This window comes from Streptomyces sp. NPDC002306, from assembly GCF_053593435.1.
In genome coordinates, this window is sequence record NZ_JBSFCK010000012.1 from 212,986 (window position 1) to 231,378 (window position 18,393).

An 18,393-nucleotide genomic window follows, 5' to 3' on the forward strand; every position below is an offset into this window, starting at 1 on the left:
TATCCGGCAGGGTCGTACCAACTCCGGTAGGACACCACCACATCGGGCGGTCAGGCCGCCCTCGGCTGTCGTGCGCGTGTCTCCGACAGAGCCAGGCCCCCGACCGAGGCGAGCATCAGGAGGGTGCCGGTGAGGGTGGCGGGGGTGAGCCGTTCGCCGAGCAGGGCGACGGCGAGGACCGCCGCGGCGACCGGCTCCAGGAGCATGATCACGGACACCGTGGCCGACCGCACGACGGCCGCTCCAGCGAAGTAGAGGGCGTAGGCGAGGGCCGTCGGGACGGCCGCGATGTACGCCACCAGCCACAGCGTCCGGCCGAGGTCGGCGGTGTGCGGCAGCAGGCCCTCGGCCAGCGCGAACGGCAGCAGGCACAGGCTGGTGACCGCGAACGCGCCGATCGACGTGCCGGCCGCGTCCGCCCCGCCGTCACGCCCCCACCACCGCGTGAACAGGGTCATCGCGCTGTAGCCCGCGGCCGACACCAGCGCGAGCAGCACCCCCCACGGGCTCACGGTCGCGTCACCGCCACCCGCCACGAGCACGCCGAGCCCGGCGAGCGCCCCGGCGACGGCGGCGAGTCCGCTCCCGCCGAGCCGCTCCCCCATGGTCAAGCGCGCGCCGAGCGCGATGAGGACCGGTCCGGCCCCGAGGGTGACGACGGTGGCCACGGCCAGACCGGTGGCGTCGACGGCTGCGAAGTAGGCCGTCTGGAACACCGCGAGCCCCACCCCCGTGACCCCCGCGCGCAGTGCCTTGCCGCGCCGGGGCAGTGGTGCCGCGGCGCTCCGGGCGCGTGGGCGCAGCAGTCGGGCCGCGAGCAGCAGGACCAGCCCGGCCGCGCAGCGCCAGAAGGACAAGGTGACGGCACCGAGGTCACTGGTCCGGTAGACGAGTGAGGCGGCCGCGCCCGCGGTGCCCCACGCGAAACCGGCGATGATCAGATACAGCAGGCCTCGCCCGACGGGCAGGCCGGAAACAGCGGTGGACATACGTTCTCTCCGCAGACGCGCAACGACAGTGCGCGGAAGTTCGGGACAAGGATCTCGGCTCGGCGAGGCGATCTCGGCTCAGCGAGGTCCGCGGACTTCGGCTGCGGGCAGCACCGTGCCGCCCGGCTGTACACCGGGCCCGGTCACCGCGAGGCCCGCCTCAGGCGGCCGGAGGCGGAAGAACGAGTGCGTCCGAAGGCATGACCCCACCCTAGGCCGCCGGTTCCGGAGCGGACAACTGCCGTTCGGGACCGCCGGCCGCCAACGGCTCGGCCGTCAACGGCTGGGCCGCCACCTTCACGGGCGTGGCCGACTGGGCGATGAAGGCGCCGACCAGCACCACGGCACCGCCCGCGATCTGCGGCGCGGAGAGGTGTTCGCCGAGCAATACCCAGGCCAGCACGGTCGCGATGACGGCCTCCAGACAGGCCACCACCCCGGCGACCTGCGGAGAGAGCCGCCGCACGGAGACCACTCCGGTGACGTACGCGACGACCGTGGCGACGAGCACGATCCAGACCAGCAGCAGCCAGGCGGCCACCGGGGTGCCGTCCATCTGCGCGGTGCGCGTCAGCACGGACCAGTCCATGGTCCAGGGGCGGGCCACGGCGGTCAGCACCACGGCGCCCACGAGGAGGCCGTAGGCGATGACACCCAGCGGGTCGGGCGCGGCGTCACCGGAGTCACCGCCCTGGTCGGCCAGGACGAAGTAGCCGACCTGGCAGCAGGCGGCGCACAGCGCGAGGAACAGTCCGAGCGCGTCGAAGCCGAGGCCCGCCCACACCTCGACGACGCAGGCGAGCCCCCCGGCCGCCAGGGCCACACCGAGCGCGGCGGCACGCGTCACGGGCCGGTGCTGCACGAAGCGCACCCACCCGAGGACCAGGGCGGGCGCGAGGTACTCGACGAGCAGCGCCACCCCGACGGGTATCCGTGAGATCGCGGCGAAGTAGCAGGCCTGGACACCGGCCACGGCGAGCAGGCCGAACCCGGCGAGCAGCGCGGGCCGGCGGCGCACCAGCGCGCGATGGCGTACGGCGAGGGGCAGCATCAGCAGGGCGGCGCCGGCGACCCGTAGCCACACCACGTGCAGCGGGTCGAGGCCCGCTTCGATCAGCGGCTTGGCCGCGACTCCGGATCCCCCGAAGGCCAGCGCCGACGCGAGCGCGAGACTCAGCCCCGCGCCCTTTCCCTGGCCGCTCGGGCCGCTCTCCGACATATGCACCGGCACATGATGGCAGGCGACGACAGGAGCGTCACCTCGGATGACACCTGTCTCACCGGCTGGACCCGCACGCGACGCCCACCCGGACACGGCGCGAACCCGGCGGACCGGCCGCCAGAACCCCTGTCGACGCCCCCTCAGCAGACTCAGCGGCAAGTCCCCGCGGGCGGACACACCCCGGCGGGACCGGGCTCACCACGCCGTCTCGGCACCTCCGGCGTACTCCCCCAGGCCGCTGTCGATACGGGCGGCCACCTCACGCGGGTCGACCCCGGCGCGGGCCAGCACCTCCACCGCGCGGGCCTGCGGGTCGAGGACGATCGCCGCGAGCAGGTCGACGCAGCGGGCCGGTTCGCCGCCGCGCAGCGCCGCGCGCTCGCAGGCGTGACCCATGGCGCCGGCGGCCAGCGGCGAGAACCCCTCGGTCGCGGACTCCGTCACCGGGGACAGCGCGGGCGGCGTCGGCAGCGCGTCCGACGCCTCGACCGCACCCTGCCAGCGCAGGCCGTAGCCGATGCTGCGCTGGACGAGATAGCCGAGCAGCCGGGCCATCTGCGGTCCCTCGTCGAAAACGGCGCGCGCCTCGGGATCGGACTCCAGCAGGGAGTGCAGCAGATGGGCGGTGTCGATCTGGCGGTCCCCGTCCCGCTGCGCTCTGCGCCGGGCACCTGCGACCACCGCCGCCAGCTCGGCGCTCAGCACGGCCGCGCCGTCGGCGTGCCGGACGCTCTGCTCACTGATCGACTGCCGGGGAATACGGGGTTGCACATCTCCTAGCTCATCAGCCCCGGCGGATCCGGGCATCCCCGGCGCGAAGCATCTTCACGTCCCACGCAGAGTGGACACCGCGGGCCGAAATCTCCTCCCTACGGATGACATCACGCCGTTCCTCCCCGCGCGGCGCGCGCCGCCTTGCCCCACACCCCTCGCGCGAGCGGCCGACAGGGAGAGCGGATGCCGGCCGGTCGCACCGCCCGCGGTCGACGGCAGGCACCATGTACACCGGGCGTACGCCCCGGCGGGCGGACGGACGGACCGGATCCCCCGGCACCGTCACCCACACCCTGACTGTTCATCAGTATTGAATGTTCGGGCCCCTACGGCTACGTTCCGCGACATCGTAGCCCGACACGAAGAGGTGGTCGCATGGCCGAAGTCAGCGCGGAGGCACGCATCCAGGCCCCCGCCGAGGAGGTGTGGGCGCGGCTCACGGACTGGTCCGCCTACGGCGAGTGGAACGCGACCCACACCAGTTTCCCCAAGGGCGGCCCGGAGACCCTCGAGGTCGGCGCCACGTTCCAGGAGAACATGAAGCTGATGGGTTTCCCGGCGGAGGTCGAGTGGACCGTCGAGGAAGTGGAGCCGGCCCGCGTTCTCGCCATCCGCGGCAAGGGCCCGATGGCGGTGACCGTGGCCACCCGCTACACGCTCACTCCCGAGGGCGACGGCACCACGGTCCGCATCGACGGCGAGTTCACCGGTGCCGCCGTCTCCCTGATGGCGGGCAAGCTCAAGGACTCGGCCACAGCGGCACTCGACGAGTCGCTGCGCAAGCTCGTCGGTCTGGTGACCTGAGGGCGCACGGAGAGGCGCCCGGCGGAGCGATACCACCGGGCGCCCATGTCGTCGTCCCGCATGACGTCCATGACGTCCGCTCGGCCGTCGGCCTCAAGGCCTGCCCTAGTCCTCTTCGGCGAGGATCAGGTACAGCTTCTTACGGGCGTCGTTGATGACCGTCAGCGCCTTCTCGCGCTGCTCTTTGCTGCCGGTCTTCCAGACCTGGCCAAAGGCCTCCATCAGACCGAAGCCGGCCTGGCGGATCTCGGTGAGGGCCTCCCAGTCGACTCCGCGCGAGGCCTCCTCCCACGGCGCGTCGGCGCCTTCGTCGGCGGCCGCGCGGCCCGCCTCGGTGAGCGAGAACAACTTCTTGCCGCCCTCGCTCTCACTGACGATCAGGCCCTCGTCCTCCAGCAGTTGGAGGGTCGGGTACACCGAACCGGGGCTGGGCTTCCACGCCCCGCCGCTGCGCTCGGCGATCTCCTGGATCATCTCGTAGCCGTGCATGGGCCGGTCCTTGAGCAGGGCCAGGATCGAGGCACGCACGTCACCTCGCCGCGCCCTCCCCCGGGCCCCGCCACGCCCCCGGCCTCCCCAGGGCCCGGGGCCGCCGGGACCGAAGCCGGGGCCGCCGGGACCGAACCCGGGACCACCGGGACCGAAGGGCCCGAAAGCCGCACGCCGCCCCTCGAAGCCACCCCGGCCACGCCGGGAGGGGCCGTCGTGTCCATGTCCACGCTCGAATCCGTGGGAACGCATCGCCATCACTCCATCCAGTCGTCGATCAGTCGCGATGCTTCAACGATATATCGGAACAGTCGTCGCGACAAGCCTCTTCCGAACGGGTGGCCGGATTTCGGCGACGCCGGCTGCGGAGGTCGTCGCGGAGCGGGCGCATACGATCGCGGGCATGGCACTGCGACCTGTTCAGGTGAACATCAAGGCCCTTGATGACCCGGCGGTCGGCCGGTTCTGGGCGGAGGCGCTCGGCTGGGGCGCCTCCAGTTCGGGCCCGGGCGCGACCGCCGTTCAACCCGCAGGCTTCGACTGGCTGGACCCGGTCACCGTCTGCGTCGACGTCATCGCCGTCCCGGAAGCCAGGACGACGACGAAGAACCGTGTGCACCTCGATCTCGCCACCACCTCGGCGGCCCATCAGGCGGAGTTGGTCGCACGCCTCCAGGCTCTCGGCGCCAAGCCCGCCCACGTGGGCCAGGGCGACGTGCCGTGGACGGTCCTCGCCGACCCCGAGGGCAACGAGTTCTGCGTGCTGGAACCCCGGGAGGTCTACCGGGACACCGGGCCGATCGCCGCGGTGGTGGTCGACTGCGCCGATCCGCGGGCCATGGCCCGGTTCTGGGGCGAGGCGACGGACTGGAACACGCACCAGGTGACCGACGATCACGCGGTGTTGCGTTCCGCCACGGGTGTCGGCCCGTATCTCGAATTCCTCCGCACGCCTGGCGTGAAGACCGTGCCGGACCGCGTTCACCTCGACCTGGTGCCGTGCCCCGGTGACGACAAGGAGGCGGAGGTGACCCGGCTGCGGGCCCTCGGCGCCACCGACCTCGACGTCGGCCAGGGCGACGTCCCGTGGACGTGCCTGACCGACCCGGAGGGGCATGAGTTCTGCGTCCTCGCCCGGTCCTGACGCGGGGCCCTGACGGCACCGCGACGCGTGGGCCCTGTCGGTGTCCCGGGCCTGCCTCGGGGCGACCGGCGGCACGCGCGTGGGCACCACCGCCGGTCCCTGCCGTTCGCGTGGCGTCGGAGCGGTTTCCGGCATCGTTCGACGTCCGCGCCGCTCGATCGCCCTCGTCGCCGGTCACGGCGGCGCGGCTGTACGGCTCCGCGTGATCAACCATGTTGCCCGGGAGCCGAGTTCAGCGCCGTATGACCGGGTCCGGTCGTCGGCCGCGTCGGGTCGATCGGAGCCTGGGGTGGAAGCCGGCGGGGCGCCGCCCGCCCGTCGCCGGTCGGGCGCGGCCCACCGCTTACGCCCGTCGGGTGCTGAGCCGCTGCCGTCGGCCGCCGAGCGGTTCTGTCCAGCGGGCACCGGGCCGTGCTGCCCGTCGAGCGCTGACCCGCTGCCGGTCGGGCAGGAGACCGTGCTGCCCGTCGCGCGCCGGGCCGCTGTCCGCCGAGCGCCGACCCTGCGCGAGCCGGGTGTCCATCCCGCCCCGGCCCCAACCCGTCGGCCGGCCCGGAGCGAGCCCGTCGACCGTCCCGACGCGACCACTCAACCGTCCTGGAGCAAGCCCGTCGGCCGCCCGACACGAACAGCCAACCGTCCCGGAGCGAACTCGTCAGCCGACCCGCCGCGAACTCGTCAGCCCACCCGAGGCGAACCCGTCGCCGCCCCGGAGCAAGCCCGTCGGCCATCCCGACGCGAACCGTCGACCGCCCCGGGGTTAACCCAGCAGCCGAGCCACCCCGGACCCGAGGGCGAACCGTCGACCCACCCGGGACGAACCGTCAACCGACCCACCCCGGCCCCACGCGAACCCGTCGCCGCCCCGGAGCAAGCGCCTCGGCCATCCCGACGCGAACCCGTCACCCGCCCGACGCACCCCGAACCCCGGACCCTGTCAGCCCACCCGTCGACCGGCCGGTCGCCCGGCCCGTCCCGGTCCCGGTGTCGAACACGATCCAGTCGCGGGCGATTGGCCTTGGTCCGCCGGGGGCCGGGGCCCTAGCGTCGAGGTATGCGCATCCTCATCGTCGACGCCTTCACCGACCGCCCCTTCGCCGGCAACCCGGCCGGAGTGCTGCTCCTGGACGCCTTCCCGGACGACGAGTGGCTCCAGAAGGTGGCCCTGGAGGTCAACCACGCCGAGACGGCGTTCGCCCACCCGCTGCCCCCGGGCGGCGAGGCCGACTGGGCGCTGCGCTGGTTCACGCCCGCCACCGAGGTCGCGATGTGCGGCCACGCCACGCTCGCCACCGCCCATGTACTGCACACCGCGGGCGGCCACCGCAGCCCCGTCCGGTTCGCCACGCGCAGTGGCGTCCTGATCGCCACGCCCTGCGAGGACGGCTCGATCACGCTGGACTTCCCCACCTCCCCGGTGACGCCCGTCGAACTCCCGGACGGGGTCGCCGAGGCCCTCGGCGCCACGCCGCTCGCGGCCTTCGACACCGGCCCGAACGTCGGCGACCTGCTCCTCGAACTCCCGGACGAGAAGACCATTCACGCCCTGAAGCCCGACCACCGTGCCCTCGCCGCCTACTCGTCGCGCGGTGTCATCGCCACCGCCCGCGCCGAGGACCCCGCCCGGGGCTACGACTTCGTCTCCCGGTGCTTCTTCCCGAACGTCGGCATCGACGAGGACCCGGTGACCGGCAGCGCCCACACCGCCCTGGCCCCCTTCTGGTCCGAACGCCTCGGCCGCGCCGACCTCACCGGTCTCCAGGCCTCGCCCCGGTCCGGCCGCGTCCGCACCGAGCTGCGGGGTGACCGCACGCTGCTGAGCGGCCGCGCGGTCACCGTCATCGACGGCGAACTGTTCGCCTGACCGACCCTGGCGCGGGCCCCCGCTCGGCGGCTCACGCCGTCGGCAGCCAGCCCACCTTGCCCGCGAGAAGCGCGTACCCGACGAACGCCCCGATGTCGAGCAGCGAGTGCGCCACCACCAGGGGCCCCACCCGGCCCCAGCGCCGGTAGAGGTAGACGAACACGACGCCCATCACCATGTTGCCGACGAAGCCGCCGATGCCCTGGTAGAGGTGGTAGGAGCCGCGCAGTACGGAACTGGCGACCAGCGCGGTACCCGGGGTCCAGCCCAACTGGCCCAGCCGGCGGAGCAGATAGCCGACGACGATGACTTCCTCGAGGATCGCGTTCTGCATCGCCGAGAGGATCAGCACCGGGTACTTCCACCACACGTCGGGCAGCGCCTCCGGCACCACCGTGAGGTTGAAGCCCAGGCCGCGGGCGGCGAGGTAGAACGCGATCCCGGTGCTGCCGATCACGGCCGCGACGCCCGCCCCGCGGCCCAGGTCGGGCCAGGGCCGGGTGCGGTCGAAGCCGAGGGTGCGCAGGCCCTGGCCCTCGCGCAGCAGGAAGTGGGCGACGAGCGCGACCGGCACCAGCGCCGAGGCGATGCCGAAGAGCTGCCAGGCGAGATCCAGCCAGGGACGGCCGGGTGCGGCCGAGGCGTTGAGCGTGGCCGCCTGGTCCTTGAGCCCCCCTGGCTTGGTGACCGATCCGACAAAACTGATCAAGGCGGACACACCACTCGCACCGAGCGAGAGCGCCAGTACGAGCAGCGTCTCGTCCCGGAGAATGCGCCGCGTGGGCCGCTCCTGCGGAAAGGAATCGGCCACCGAGCCCGTCTCCACCTGCACACCTGCCTCCGTTGGGTGATCCCGCTCCCCGCCCGTCATCGCCAGGGTCTCCAAAGAGGTCGCGAGGATCGTGCGCGACAGGCCGTCGGGGGACGGACTCCGTACGGGGCGTGCCTGCCCTTCGTCCGCCGTGCGCCGTCGTCCGGCACGAGGCTCTCCAGGCAGCGGCACCACTGTCATGGGAGGTCACAGCTTGCCCGATCGTCGCGGAGCGGACGCGGCCGCCCCCCGTCCCCGCGCTCACCGCCGGGGGACGGCCCTCGCGGCCCGCCCGGTCGCGGGCGGCGCGCGCCGGCGGAACCCGGAGTCCCGCCCGCGGCGCGCACCGGGGCCCGCGACGAGGCCGAGGCGGGCCGGGCCGTCGCCGCTCTCAGCCCAGCGGCACCGGCTCCGGCAGTCCCACCGGCCAGGTGTGCACGGGCTCCCCGAGCAGCGTCAGCTCGCGGTACCGCCGGGTGGTGGCGGCGAGCGCGGCCTCCCGGGACAGGCCCTTCTCCAGGGCCCGGTGGAAGGTGGCCGCCTGCCAGGACGCGCCGTTGGTCCGCCGCCGGCAGCGCTCTTCGATCACGCCCAGATACAGGTCGCGGTCGGCGGGTTCGACACCCCAGGCGTCGAGTCCCGCCTCGGCGAGCGGCAGCAGTTCGTCGCGTACGAGACCGACGGCGTCGACCTCGGTCGTGCCGCCCAGCCTGCCGCGCCGGGGCCACTCGAGGCGGGCGTCGATGCCATAGCGGCACGCGGCGTCGAAGTTGGCGGCGGCCGCCTCGAACGGCAGCCGGGTCCACACCGGCCGCGGCTCCTCGGCCAGGGCGCGCACCACGCCGTAGTAGAAGGCGGCGTTGGCCAGGACGTCGGTGACGGTGGGTCCGGCGGGCAGGACCCGATTCTCCACCCGCAGGTGCGGCAGTCCGTCGGCGATGCCGTAGACGGGGCGGTTCCAGCGGTACACCGTGCCGTTGTGCAGGACCAGTTCGCCCAGGTTCGGGATACCGCCCGCGTCCAGGACGTCGAGCGGGTCCTCGTCGTCGCAGATGGGCAGCAGGGCCGGGTAGTAGCGCAGGTTCTCCTCGAAAAGGTCGAACGCCGAGGAGATCCACCGCTCGCCGAACCAGGTCCGCGGTCGCACGCCCTGGGTCTGGAGTTCGGGCGGGCGGGTGTCGGTGGACTGCTGGAACAGCGGGGGCCTGGACTCGCGCCACAGTTCGCGGCCGAACAGGAAGGGCGAGTTGGCGCCGACGGCGATCTGTGCGGCGGCGACGGCCTGCGCGGCGTTCCACACGTCGGCGAAACGGCCCGGGGTGACCTGGAGATGCAGTTGGACGGAGGTGCAGGCGGCCTCGGGGGCGATGGACTTGGACGTGCAGGTGAGGTGCTCGACGCCGTCGATGTCGAGCGCGAAGTCCTCCCCGCGGGCGGCCACGATCTGGTCGTTGAGCAGGGTGTAGCGGTCGACGTCGGAGAGGTTCGAGGACACCAGGTCGTCCCGGTCGAGCGTCGGCAGAATGCCGATCATCACGATTCCGGCGTCGAGTTCGCCCGCTTTACGGTCGGCATATGCCAGGGACGTACGGAGTTCCTCGGCGAGCCGGTCGAATACCCGCCCGCCCAGCCGATGGGGAGCTATGTTCACTTCCAGATTGAACATGGCGAGTTCTGTTTGGAAATCGCGGCTCGCGATCCGTTCGAGCACCTGCGCATTGAGCATTCTTGGCATGCCGTCGGCTCCGAGAAGATTCAGTTCGATCTCCAGCCCCATGAGGTTCTTCGGGCGATCGAACCGCTTCTCCTCCAGAAGCCGCTCCAGCCCCGCCAGGCACCGCCGGAGCTTGTCGCGGTACTGCTGGCGATCGGACAGGTCGAACCGACCTGCCGCGACCTTTTCCCCCATGGAAGCGTCCCTCCTAGGCGGGGCGGCCCGGTGAATCCGACCGCCGGTGTCCTGGGTCCGGTGGGAATGATGCCCAGCGGAAGCGATCGATAACGCCTCCTCCGGGCCGGGCAGCCGCTACATTGGTCGGAAGTGACCGGCGGCACATTCACGAGGCATGAAACAGTGCGGATCGCCGAGTACCCCGTTCCCCTCGTGAAAAACGCCGACGAGAATTGGCCGACCGCTGCACACGCATAAGCCGAGGTCACCGCCGCGCAGCGGGCCGGGAATCGGGATGATTCCCGCGTATTGTCGGCCGAATGAACCCTTGCCGAAACCGCGGGAAACGGCTAGACGAAACACAGGGTGAACGCTCGTCGTATAAACTCCGCGAAACAAGGCGGAGAAGGTTGGCGCCCACGGTCGAAGGAATCTGTCGTCGAGGTGACGAACGGCAGGCACACCCGCACCCCTGGTTTCACAGACCCCGGCCCCTGCCTCTCCGACCCGCGAGCTGACAACGCCGTCCGCGCCGCCCCACGCCGCACAGCCCCGCCGTCGCGCCACCGTGCCTGTCGAATGAGAGGCGACCCACCATGCCGCTGCAAGTTCCCCCGGCTCCCGCGCCAGCCCTCCGCTCCGTCCTCACGGCACTCGGTTCCCCCACCGCGGTCCGCGAAGCCCGAACCCCCTCCCTGCGCACCGCCCAGGGACCCGCGACGCCCGAACTCCCGCTCCCCGTCCACGTACTGGACCGGATCACCCCCGAAGGCGTGTCCGCCACCCGGCTGGCGGGCTGGCGGTTCCTGATCCGCTGCGGCGACCGCGCGGTGGCCGCGGCCGAGACCAGGCTCACCCCCGACGGCTGGGCCTTCTCGCACTTCTTCGAGGGGCCGTACATCGCCTCCACCGAGCGGGCGCTGCGCCAGGCCGAGACGGTGCAGCAGCCCTACCAGGCGCGCCTGCTGTCCGTGCCGGGCCTGTACATGCTCACGCTGTGGCTGCACGGCGACTGCGCCGCGGACGGCGCCGAAGGACATCCCGCCGCCACGGACCTGCTGGTCCCGCTGGCGCCGGCCCCGCCCGGCATCGCGGCCCACCGGCCGCACCGGGTCGCCGAACTGCTCCCGGTGCTGACCCATCGGGCCACATCGGCGCCGCTGCTGAGCCAGCCGGCCTGACCACCGGGTCCGCCTCCGCTTCCGTACCCCGTCGGCCCCCGGAATTCGGGACCGGCGGGGTACAAGTGTGTTTCCGGTGTCAATAGGCCGCGGCGCGGGCGCCCTTGACTACTCTGGGCAGGGCGGACCGGAACCTTGCGCTCCTAAGAGCCGCAATGCGCTCGTACGAGCCGGAAATCGCCCTTCGACCCACAGGGACTAGCCCTGTACGGCCACTTCGAACCACCCGAAGGGACCGTGCAGTTGGAATGAACCGTCCGCCGGAGTGATGCGTCATCAACCTGTAAGAAGCGGTGCACGGAAATCCCTGCGGATTGACGCCCGTGGGGCAACACTGGGTTCCGACCGACTTATCGCCACGGGGGACGGACATGACCACAACAGAGACTGAGATCCCACCCATGTGCCAGCACCAGCCAGCGTGCCCGACAGCCGACTCCGCCGACCGGGAATCCGCCCGCCTCACGGCGCACCACCCGGAGCAGGGCTGGAGCCTGCTGTGCAACGGCGTCCTGCTCTTCGAGGACACCGGTGAGCTCCTGCCGGACGGCCAGATCATCGCTCCGCACCGCCCGCTGGAGAGCGCCAGGGTCGTGACGGCCGCCTAGAACAGTTCCCGAGGCCCTCCGGGGCCGCCATCGGGCGGCACGGCGCGCCGCCCGACGACATGAGGGGCCGGACCGCAGACTCCCTGCGAACCGGCCCCGACGCATGTCCGGCGGCGATCACACACCGTAGCCCTCCGGACGTGCTGTGACAGGAGGGCCCCCACGGTCGGGGCTGTGGGCGAGCGGTCGTACGTCCGTGGGCGCGGGTCAGCCCTTCGTCGCCCCCGCGGTGAGGCCGCCGACGAGCTGACGCTCGGCGACGGAGTAGAAGGCCAGGGCCGGGACCATGGCCAGGACGAGATAGGCGAAGACGCGGGCGTACTCCGCGGAGTACTGGCCCTGGAACTGCTGCACACCGATGGGCAGGGTCCACCAGGTGCTGTCGGTGAACACCAGCAGCGGCAGGAAGAAGTTGTTCCAGCTGGTGACCACGGCGAGCACCGAGACGGTGCCGAGCGCGGGCCGCGCCATGGGCAGCAGCACCCGCCAGAAGAAGCCGAACGGGCTGCACCCGTCGAGGGTCGCCGCCTCCTCCAGCTCGCCGGGTATCTGCCGGAAGAATCCGCGCAGGATGATGATCGTCATCGGCAGCCCGTAGGCGGCCTGCGGGAGGATCACGCCCAGCGGGTTGTCCAGCAGGTCCAGCGAGCGCAGCAGCAGGAACAGCGGCAGCGCCGCCACCGCGAAGGGGAACATCAGCCCCATCGTGAACAGGGTGAACAGCGCCTCGCGCCCCCGGAAGGCGAACCGGGCGAAGGAGAAGGCCGCGAGCGCGGACACGGCGACCACCAGCACGGTCGTCAGCACCGCGATCAGCGTGCTGTTGCCGAGCAGCCGCCAGAAGTCGCCCGCGCGCAGGATGTCGGTGTAGTTCCCGGTCAGCCACCGGTCGGGCAGTCCGAACGGGTTGCGGGAGAGCTCGTCGGTGGACTTGAAGCCGGACAGGACCGCGTACAGCAGGGGGACGACCATCACCGCGCCGACGGCGACCAGGGTCAGGTGCAGGGGCAGGGTGCGCAGGGTCTTGCGGGTCACTTGCCGTCCCCCCTCATCGTCGTGGTGGCCCCTTCGAGGTCGCGGCGGAGCACGAACCGCTGGTAGGTGAGGGCGAAGACGAGGCAGATGCCGAACATGACCACGCTGATCGCGCTGGCGTAGCCCACCTGGTAGCGCTTGAAGCCGAACTGGAACATGGTGACGGCCATCGTCTCGGAGTGGTGGTCGGGGCCGCCCTGGGTGACCACCCACACCAGGTCGAACAGCTGGATGGCGCCGATGACGGACAGGAAGACGCTGATGCGCAGGGTGGGCGCGAGCAGAGGCAGGGTGACGTTGCGGAAGCGCTGCCAGGGTCCGGCGCCGTCGATCAGCGCCGCTTCCGTCAACTCGGCCGGGATGGACTGGAGTCCGGCCAGGTAGAGCATCATGTGGAAGCCGAAGTACTTCCACGTCATGACGAGGAAGAGGGTCGCCATGACCCAGGAGGGGTCGGCGAACCACTCACCGCCCAGCCGGTCGAGGCCGACGGCGCCCAGCACGTGGTCGGCGAGTCCGTCGTCCGGGGCGAAGATCATGCTGAACAGCACGCCGGTGATGGCCTCGGACAGGACGTACGGTGCGAAGAACAGCATCCGGTAGACGGCCCGGCCGCGCAGCCGCTGGTTGAGCAGCACCGCCATGGCGAGCGCGAACGGCAGTTGCAGGGCGACCGAGAGGCCGACCAGGACCAGGCAGCGCCAGAGGTCCCCCAGGAACACCGGGTCCTCGAAGAGCCGGGTGAAGTTGTCCGCGCCGGTGTAGTCGGACGGCATGCCGAAGCCGCCCCAGCGGAAGAAGGCGGCGTACAGCGCGAACAGCATCGGCAGCAGGACGAGACCGATGAACAGGACCAGCGCGGGCACCTGGAAGCCGACCGCGGTGAGCCAGTTCACCAGCCGCCGCCGGGCCCGCCCCCGGGCCGAGGCGGCGGTCGGGGGCGGGGGGACGAGGTCCGGTCCCGACCGCTTGTCCGGGAGGAAGGTGGAGGTCATCGCGGACTACTGCTCTTCCTTCGCGGTCTTCGTGATCGCCTGCGCGACCTGCTCGGGGGACTTGGAACCGGCGATGAGCGCGGCCACGCTGTCGTTGACCTCCTGGCCGACGGCGGGCGCGTACGCCTGGTCGAGATAGAGCTGGAAGCCGGTGGCACTCTTCAACTGCGCCTGTACGGCCTTGAGGTTGGGGTCGGTGAGGACGCTCTCGGCGGCCGGCACCACCGGCAGCACCCCGGTCTTCTTGACCAGTTCCTGGTCCGTCGCCCGGGAGGCGAAGAACTTCAGGAAGTCGACGGCCGCCTGCGGGGCGCCCTTGCGCAGAGCGTGGCCGCCCCCTCCGCCGAACACCTCGGTGATCGTGCCCCGGCCGCCCTCGACCGCCGGGAACGGGAAGAAGCCGAGGTCCGCGCCGAGGCCCTTGCCCGCGTCGGCCTCGACGACCGGAGCCCACTGGCCCATGAGCTCCATCGCCGCCTTGCCGTTGCCGACCGTGGCGGCCTGGCCGGTGGGGGTGGAGTAGGCGGCGCCGAGGAAGCCCTTCTGGAACGGCTGGAGGTCGACGAGTTCCTTCAGGTGGCCGCCGGCCGTGACGAATCCGGCCCCGGTGAAGTCCTTGTCCTCGTCGGCCTTTCGCAGGGCGTCGATCCCGGCGGTGCGCATCGCCAGGTAGGCCCAGTAGTACATGCCGGGCCACTTCTCCTTGCCCGCGAGGGCGAGGGGGGTGATGCCGGCGGACTTCAGCTTGCGCACGGCGTCGAGGAAGCCGCTCCAGGTGGTCGGCGGCGCGGTGAGGCCTGCCTGCTGGAACAGTGCCTTGTTGTACCAGAAGCCGATCATGCCGATGTCGAACGGGATGCCGTACGTCCTGTCGTCGAGCAGGTACGGCTGCTTGGCCACGGGCAGCAGCCCGTCGGCCCACGCCTTGGTGCTGTCGGTGACGTCCTCGACGAGTCCGGCGTCGACCTGCTGCTTGAGGACACCCCCGCCCCAGGTGTGGAAGATGTCCGGCAGCTTCCCGGAGGCGGTCAGCGCCGTCATCTTCGACTTGTAGGCGTCGTTCTCCAGCTGGACGATCTTCACCTTCACCTTGGGGTTCTGCGCCTCGAACTGCTTGGCGAGGGCCGCCCAGACGCCCTTGGTGGGCTGGGTGGTGGAGATGTTCCACCACTCGATCGTGGTCGTCCCCGACGACCCCTTGTCCGAGTCTCCGCCGCAGCCGCTCAGTGCCGTCATGCCCAGACCGGCAGCGGCGGAGACCGCCAGGAAGCCGCGGCGGGACAGTGCCGGGTCGCCCATGATGCGCTCCTTGGGTACGGGACGGCACGCCCTGACCGTCCGGGTCCGAAAGTTTCGACGCCAACTCGGAAACCTTCGCTGCTGCCGCACCCTAGAGACAGCCTCCGACGGGTGGCAACCCCTTGTACGTGGCGAATCCGTCGCCAACTCCACCGGAATTCGCGACGGTTGGCTTTCCAGGGCGCACCCCGGGCCACCGGGGAGGCTCGCGGCGCCGGGACGCGCCGGACAGCAGTCCACCCCGACCCGGCGGGTTCACGGGTCGGGGTGGAGTCGGGGTGGCGTCGGACCAGCACCGGAGATCATCGGGTACCGGTCCCCCAAGTCGCCAGGCAGGCACGTTCTTTCGGGGCGACCGAGCGAAACTTTCGGCTGTACGGACGAACATTACGGAGCGGACCGCAGGGGGGCGGCGGAAGGCGGGCGAAGCCTCCCGCCGCCCCGGCGAAGGCGTGGGCTACAGGCCCACGTCGCGGCTGCGGAGGTCGTCCAGGGACTCGCGGCGTACGAGGAGCCGCGCGTGTCCGGCGTGCACGGCGGCCACCGGCGGACGGCCGACCATGTTGTAGCCGGAGGCCATGGACAGGTGATACGCGCCGGCCACGGGCACGGCCAGCAGGTCTCCGGGGCGTAGGTCACCGGGGAGTTCGACGTCCGCGGCCAGGACGTCGCCCGCCTCGCAGTGCCGGCCCACGACCGTCACCGGGGCCGGCGCCTCGGTGCTGTGGCGGCCGATGAGACGAGGGGCGTACCGCACGCCGTACAGCGCGGGGCGCGGGTTGTCGCTCATGCCGCCGTCCACGGCCACGAAGGTGTGCTCACCGGTGCGCTTGACGGACAGGACGTGGTAGATCGCGACGCCCGCCGGACCCGCGATGGCGCGGCCCGGCTCGATGATCAGGCGCGGGACGGGCAGCCCGGCCGACGCGCACGCTCCGGCCAGTTCGCCGCGGACCTTGCGGGCCAGCGCGGTGATGTCCAGTGCCTGTTCGCCGGGAAGGTAGGCGATGCCGTGACCGCCGCCCAGGTCGAGTTCGGGCAGGACGATGCCGTGCTGCTCGCGCAGCCGGGCCATCAGGCCGACCATGCGGCGCACGGCGGCGAGGTAGGGCTTGACGCTGGTGATCTGCGAGCCCAGGTGGCAGTGCAGGCCGGTCAGTTCGAGCTGCGGCTGGTCGAGGATGCGGGCGATGGCGTGCTGGGCGTATCCGTCGGAGATGGACAGTCCGAACTTCTGGTCGTCGGTACCGGTGCGGATCTTCTCGTGGCCGCCCGCGCTGATCCCGGGCACCACCCGGACCATGACCTTCTGCCGGCCGCCGGGTCCGACCGCCGCCGCCAGCCGCGCGATCTCCGACGGGCTGTCGATCACGATGCGGCCGACACCGAGACGCAGGGCGGTCTCCAGGTCGCGCGGGCTCTTGGCGTTGCCGTGCAGGACGATCCGCTCCGGCGGGAAGCCGGTGGTGACCGCGAGTTCCAGCTCGCCGGCCGAGCAGACGTCGAGACCGAGTCCCTCCTCGGCGGTCCAGTTGACCATGGCACGGCACAGGAACGCCTTGGCCGCGTAAAGCACTTCGGCGTCGGGGAACGCGTCGCGGTAGGTGCGGCAGCGCTCACGCACCTCGCCCTCGTCGAGGACGTAGACGGGGGTGCCGAAGCGTTCGGCGATCTCGGCGAGGAGTACTCCGCCGACCGCGAGGGCGCCGGGGCGGCGCTCGGTCGTGGAGGCGGGCCACACGGACAGGGCCTCCGCGGCGGAGACAGCGGGTTCTTCGACGGTCGTCATCGTGCGTACTCCTTCAACCGATCCGCGGGGCGAAGACCGGGGCGACGGACGCGACCGGGACGGGGGGCGGGGGACGGCGCCGAGAACGGGGGATCCACCGTGATGGCGGTGACGCCCAGCGGCGCCGTCAGCGCCCGCAGGGCGGAACCGGAGAGCCGGATCCACGGCTGCCCGGGGCCGAGGGTCGCGGTCAGCCTGCGCACGGAGGTGAAGCCGACCGCCGTACGGTCACCGAGGGGGGTGCGGAACAGCCTGGTCGCGCAGCCTTCTGGTCCCGGCCGGACCGGAACGAACAGTGGTCCGGCCGGGAACCGTTCGGAAGGTTCCGGGTCGTCGTCGCACTGGATGTCTGCCATGGGATGCCTCCTGGAGGATCCGAGGTGGTTCAGGTGACTCAGGTGGTTCGGCCCCGACGCGGGGAGGCGGACCGGGGCTCGTCGTCGACGCTATGCCCGGGTCACCCTGGGTGCGGGCGGCTCATGACGCGATGCTGACGGCGAGCGGGCCGACGCTGACGGGTTGCTGACGCGAGCGGCGGACGGGCCCCGCGACGGCCGTCAGAAGTGCGCCAAGAAGCGCCGGACGGACTGGCCGCGACCCTCGGATCGGGGGTGAGATGGAAGCGTCCGACCCCGAGGATGCCCGCGGCAGTGCACCGCGGGCGCCTGCGAAGAACGGTGAAGTCATGTCTGGTTCCGAGGGCCCCACCGCGTTCGAGGGCCCCACGGCCGCCCGGGTCGTGGTGGGGGTGAGCGGTTCGCCCGGAAGCCTCACCGCCCTGCGCCGGGCCGTCGAGGAGGCGCGGCGGCGCGACGCCGAGCTCTGGCCGGTGCTGGCCTGGGAGCCGCCCGGCGGGGAACTCTCCGCGCTGCGGCACCCGGTGCCGAGCGAGACGGCCGACCAGTGGCAGTTCCTGGCCCGGGAGCGGCTGCTCGCCATCCTGGACGACGTGTTCGGCGACGCCGGGCCCGGCGTCGGGATGCGCGCCCTGGTCGCGCGCGGCACCCCCGGGCCCGCCCTGGTGGAGACCGCCGACGGCGCGAACGACGTGCTGGTCGTCGGCGCGGGACAGCGCAGTCAGTGGCACCGGGCGTGCTCACGCTCGATCAGCCGTTACTGCCTGGCGCACGCCACCTGCCCGGTGCTCGCGATCCCGCCGTCCCCGCTGGAGTCAGAACTGGCGGCCGTGCACCGGCGTAACGCCTGGCGCCTGCGCCTGGACACCCGGAGTCTGGTCCCGGGAGACGGAGACCGTGCCGCCGGACGCCTGAGCACACCGGACGCCTGAGCCTGCGGGACGCCTGAGCCGTCGAGCCTCCGGCAGAGACGGGCCGTCTGGCCGCGCGATCGCGCGATCACTCAGCCGTCGATGGAGACGCCCTGCCTGACCGCCGGTGCCGCCGGGCGGGGGCCAACAAGCGCGTGGGGTGTGCGCGATCGCGCGCCCGCACGGCCGGGAAAAACCGGGGCGGGAAGGGGGAAAGGAAGCCGCAAAAAG

Annotated in this window: 17 protein-coding genes; 6 read left to right on the top strand and 11 right to left on the bottom strand. The window is 72.0% G+C overall.

Features of this window, described 5'->3' with window-relative positions:
• Positions 1–50: 50 nt before the first annotated feature.
• The 3 genes from ACWCQK_RS24350 to ACWCQK_RS24360 all read right to left on the bottom strand — a co-directional run bounded on the left by ACWCQK_RS24350 (position 51) and on the right by ACWCQK_RS24360 (position 2,982).
• Positions 51–989, bottom strand: coding sequence for a DMT family transporter (locus ACWCQK_RS24350; RefSeq protein ID WP_451158187.1), 939 nt, complete (start codon positions 987–989; stop codon positions 51–53).
• Between the two features lie 211 nt (positions 990–1,200).
• On the bottom strand, positions 1,201–2,220 hold the full coding sequence (locus ACWCQK_RS24355) for an EamA family transporter (RefSeq protein WP_451158189.1): 1,020 nt from the start codon (positions 2,218–2,220) through the stop codon (positions 1,201–1,203).
• Positions 2,221–2,406: 186 nt separating this feature from the next.
• The gene (locus tag ACWCQK_RS24360; protein WP_451158191.1) at positions 2,407–2,982 is read right to left on the bottom strand and encodes a Clp protease N-terminal domain-containing protein; all 576 of its coding nucleotides are present in this window, start codon (positions 2,980–2,982) and stop codon (positions 2,407–2,409) included.
• A gap of 378 nt (positions 2,983–3,360) precedes the next feature.
• On the opposite strand from ACWCQK_RS24360, the gene ACWCQK_RS24365 reads away from it, so the two are divergent.
• The gene (locus ACWCQK_RS24365) at positions 3,361–3,789 is read left to right on the top strand and encodes a type II toxin-antitoxin system Rv0910 family toxin (protein ID WP_451158193.1); all 429 of its coding nucleotides are present in this window, start codon (positions 3,361–3,363) and stop codon (positions 3,787–3,789) included.
• Positions 3,790–3,894: 105 nt separating this feature from the next.
• Here ACWCQK_RS24365 and ACWCQK_RS24370 read toward each other — a convergent pair whose 3' ends face one another.
• On the bottom strand, positions 3,895–4,530 hold the full coding sequence (locus tag ACWCQK_RS24370; protein WP_451158195.1) for a PadR family transcriptional regulator: 636 nt from the start codon (positions 4,528–4,530) through the stop codon (positions 3,895–3,897).
• 151 nt (positions 4,531–4,681) lie between these two features.
• Between ACWCQK_RS24370 and ACWCQK_RS24375 the strand changes: the two genes are divergently transcribed.
• Complete coding sequence (locus ACWCQK_RS24375; RefSeq protein ID WP_451158197.1) at positions 4,682–5,422, top strand: VOC family protein; 741 nt, start codon at positions 4,682–4,684, stop codon at positions 5,420–5,422.
• A gap of 1,054 nt (positions 5,423–6,476) precedes the next feature.
• Positions 6,477–7,286 carry a PhzF family phenazine biosynthesis protein gene (locus ACWCQK_RS24380; protein ID WP_451158199.1) on the top strand — a complete coding sequence of 270 codons (810 nt, stop codon included), beginning with the start codon at positions 6,477–6,479 and terminating at the stop codon, positions 7,284–7,286.
• 31 nt (positions 7,287–7,317) lie between these two features.
• On the opposite strand, the gene ACWCQK_RS24385 is transcribed toward ACWCQK_RS24380, so the two are convergent.
• The gene (locus ACWCQK_RS24385; protein ID WP_451158201.1) at positions 7,318–8,118 is read right to left on the bottom strand and encodes a CPBP family intramembrane glutamic endopeptidase; all 801 of its coding nucleotides are present in this window, start codon (positions 8,116–8,118) and stop codon (positions 7,318–7,320) included.
• A gap of 370 nt (positions 8,119–8,488) precedes the next feature.
• Complete coding sequence (locus tag ACWCQK_RS24390) at positions 8,489–10,006, bottom strand: glutamate-cysteine ligase family protein (protein WP_451158203.1); 1,518 nt, start codon at positions 10,004–10,006, stop codon at positions 8,489–8,491.
• A gap of 578 nt (positions 10,007–10,584) precedes the next feature.
• Between ACWCQK_RS24390 and ACWCQK_RS24395 the strand changes: the two genes are divergently transcribed.
• The gene (locus ACWCQK_RS24395) at positions 10,585–11,169 is read left to right on the top strand and encodes a hypothetical protein (protein WP_451158205.1); all 585 of its coding nucleotides are present in this window, start codon (positions 10,585–10,587) and stop codon (positions 11,167–11,169) included.
• A 401-nt stretch (positions 11,170–11,570) separates the two neighbouring features.
• Entirely contained in the window at positions 11,571–11,777 is a 207-nt protein-coding gene (locus tag ACWCQK_RS24400) for a DUF5999 family protein (protein ID WP_451158207.1), read from the top strand.
• 207 nt (positions 11,778–11,984) lie between these two features.
• Here the strand turns inward: ACWCQK_RS24400 and ACWCQK_RS24405 are convergent, their stop codons facing one another.
• The 5 genes from ACWCQK_RS24405 to ACWCQK_RS24425 form a co-directional block, all read right to left on the bottom strand.
• Positions 11,985–12,749: a carbohydrate ABC transporter permease gene (locus ACWCQK_RS24405; protein WP_451158235.1), complete on the bottom strand. Its 765-nt coding sequence runs from the start codon at positions 12,747–12,749 to the stop codon at positions 11,985–11,987.
• A gap of 59 nt (positions 12,750–12,808) precedes the next feature.
• Positions 12,809–13,807 (bottom strand): carbohydrate ABC transporter permease, encoded by a 999-nt coding sequence (locus ACWCQK_RS24410; RefSeq protein WP_451158209.1) that lies wholly within the window; start codon positions 13,805–13,807, stop codon positions 12,809–12,811.
• A 6-nt stretch (positions 13,808–13,813) separates the two neighbouring features.
• The gene (locus ACWCQK_RS24415; RefSeq protein ID WP_451158211.1) at positions 13,814–15,106 is read right to left on the bottom strand and encodes an extracellular solute-binding protein; all 1,293 of its coding nucleotides are present in this window, start codon (positions 15,104–15,106) and stop codon (positions 13,814–13,816) included.
• A gap of 457 nt (positions 15,107–15,563) precedes the next feature.
• Complete coding sequence (lysA, locus tag ACWCQK_RS24420) at positions 15,564–16,895, bottom strand: diaminopimelate decarboxylase (RefSeq protein WP_451158213.1); 1,332 nt, start codon at positions 16,893–16,895, stop codon at positions 15,564–15,566.
• Positions 16,892–17,251 carry an SAV_915 family protein gene (locus ACWCQK_RS24425; RefSeq protein WP_451158215.1) on the bottom strand — a complete coding sequence of 120 codons (360 nt, stop codon included), beginning with the start codon at positions 17,249–17,251 and terminating at the stop codon, positions 16,892–16,894. Before ACWCQK_RS24425 ends, lysA begins: the two co-directional genes overlap by 4 nt.
• 329 nt (positions 17,252–17,580) lie before the next feature.
• On the opposite strand from ACWCQK_RS24425, the gene ACWCQK_RS24430 reads away from it, so the two are divergent.
• Positions 17,581–18,183 (top strand): universal stress protein, encoded by a 603-nt coding sequence (locus ACWCQK_RS24430; protein WP_451158217.1) that lies wholly within the window; start codon positions 17,581–17,583, stop codon positions 18,181–18,183.
• The last annotated feature ends 210 nt before the right edge of the window (positions 18,184–18,393 follow it).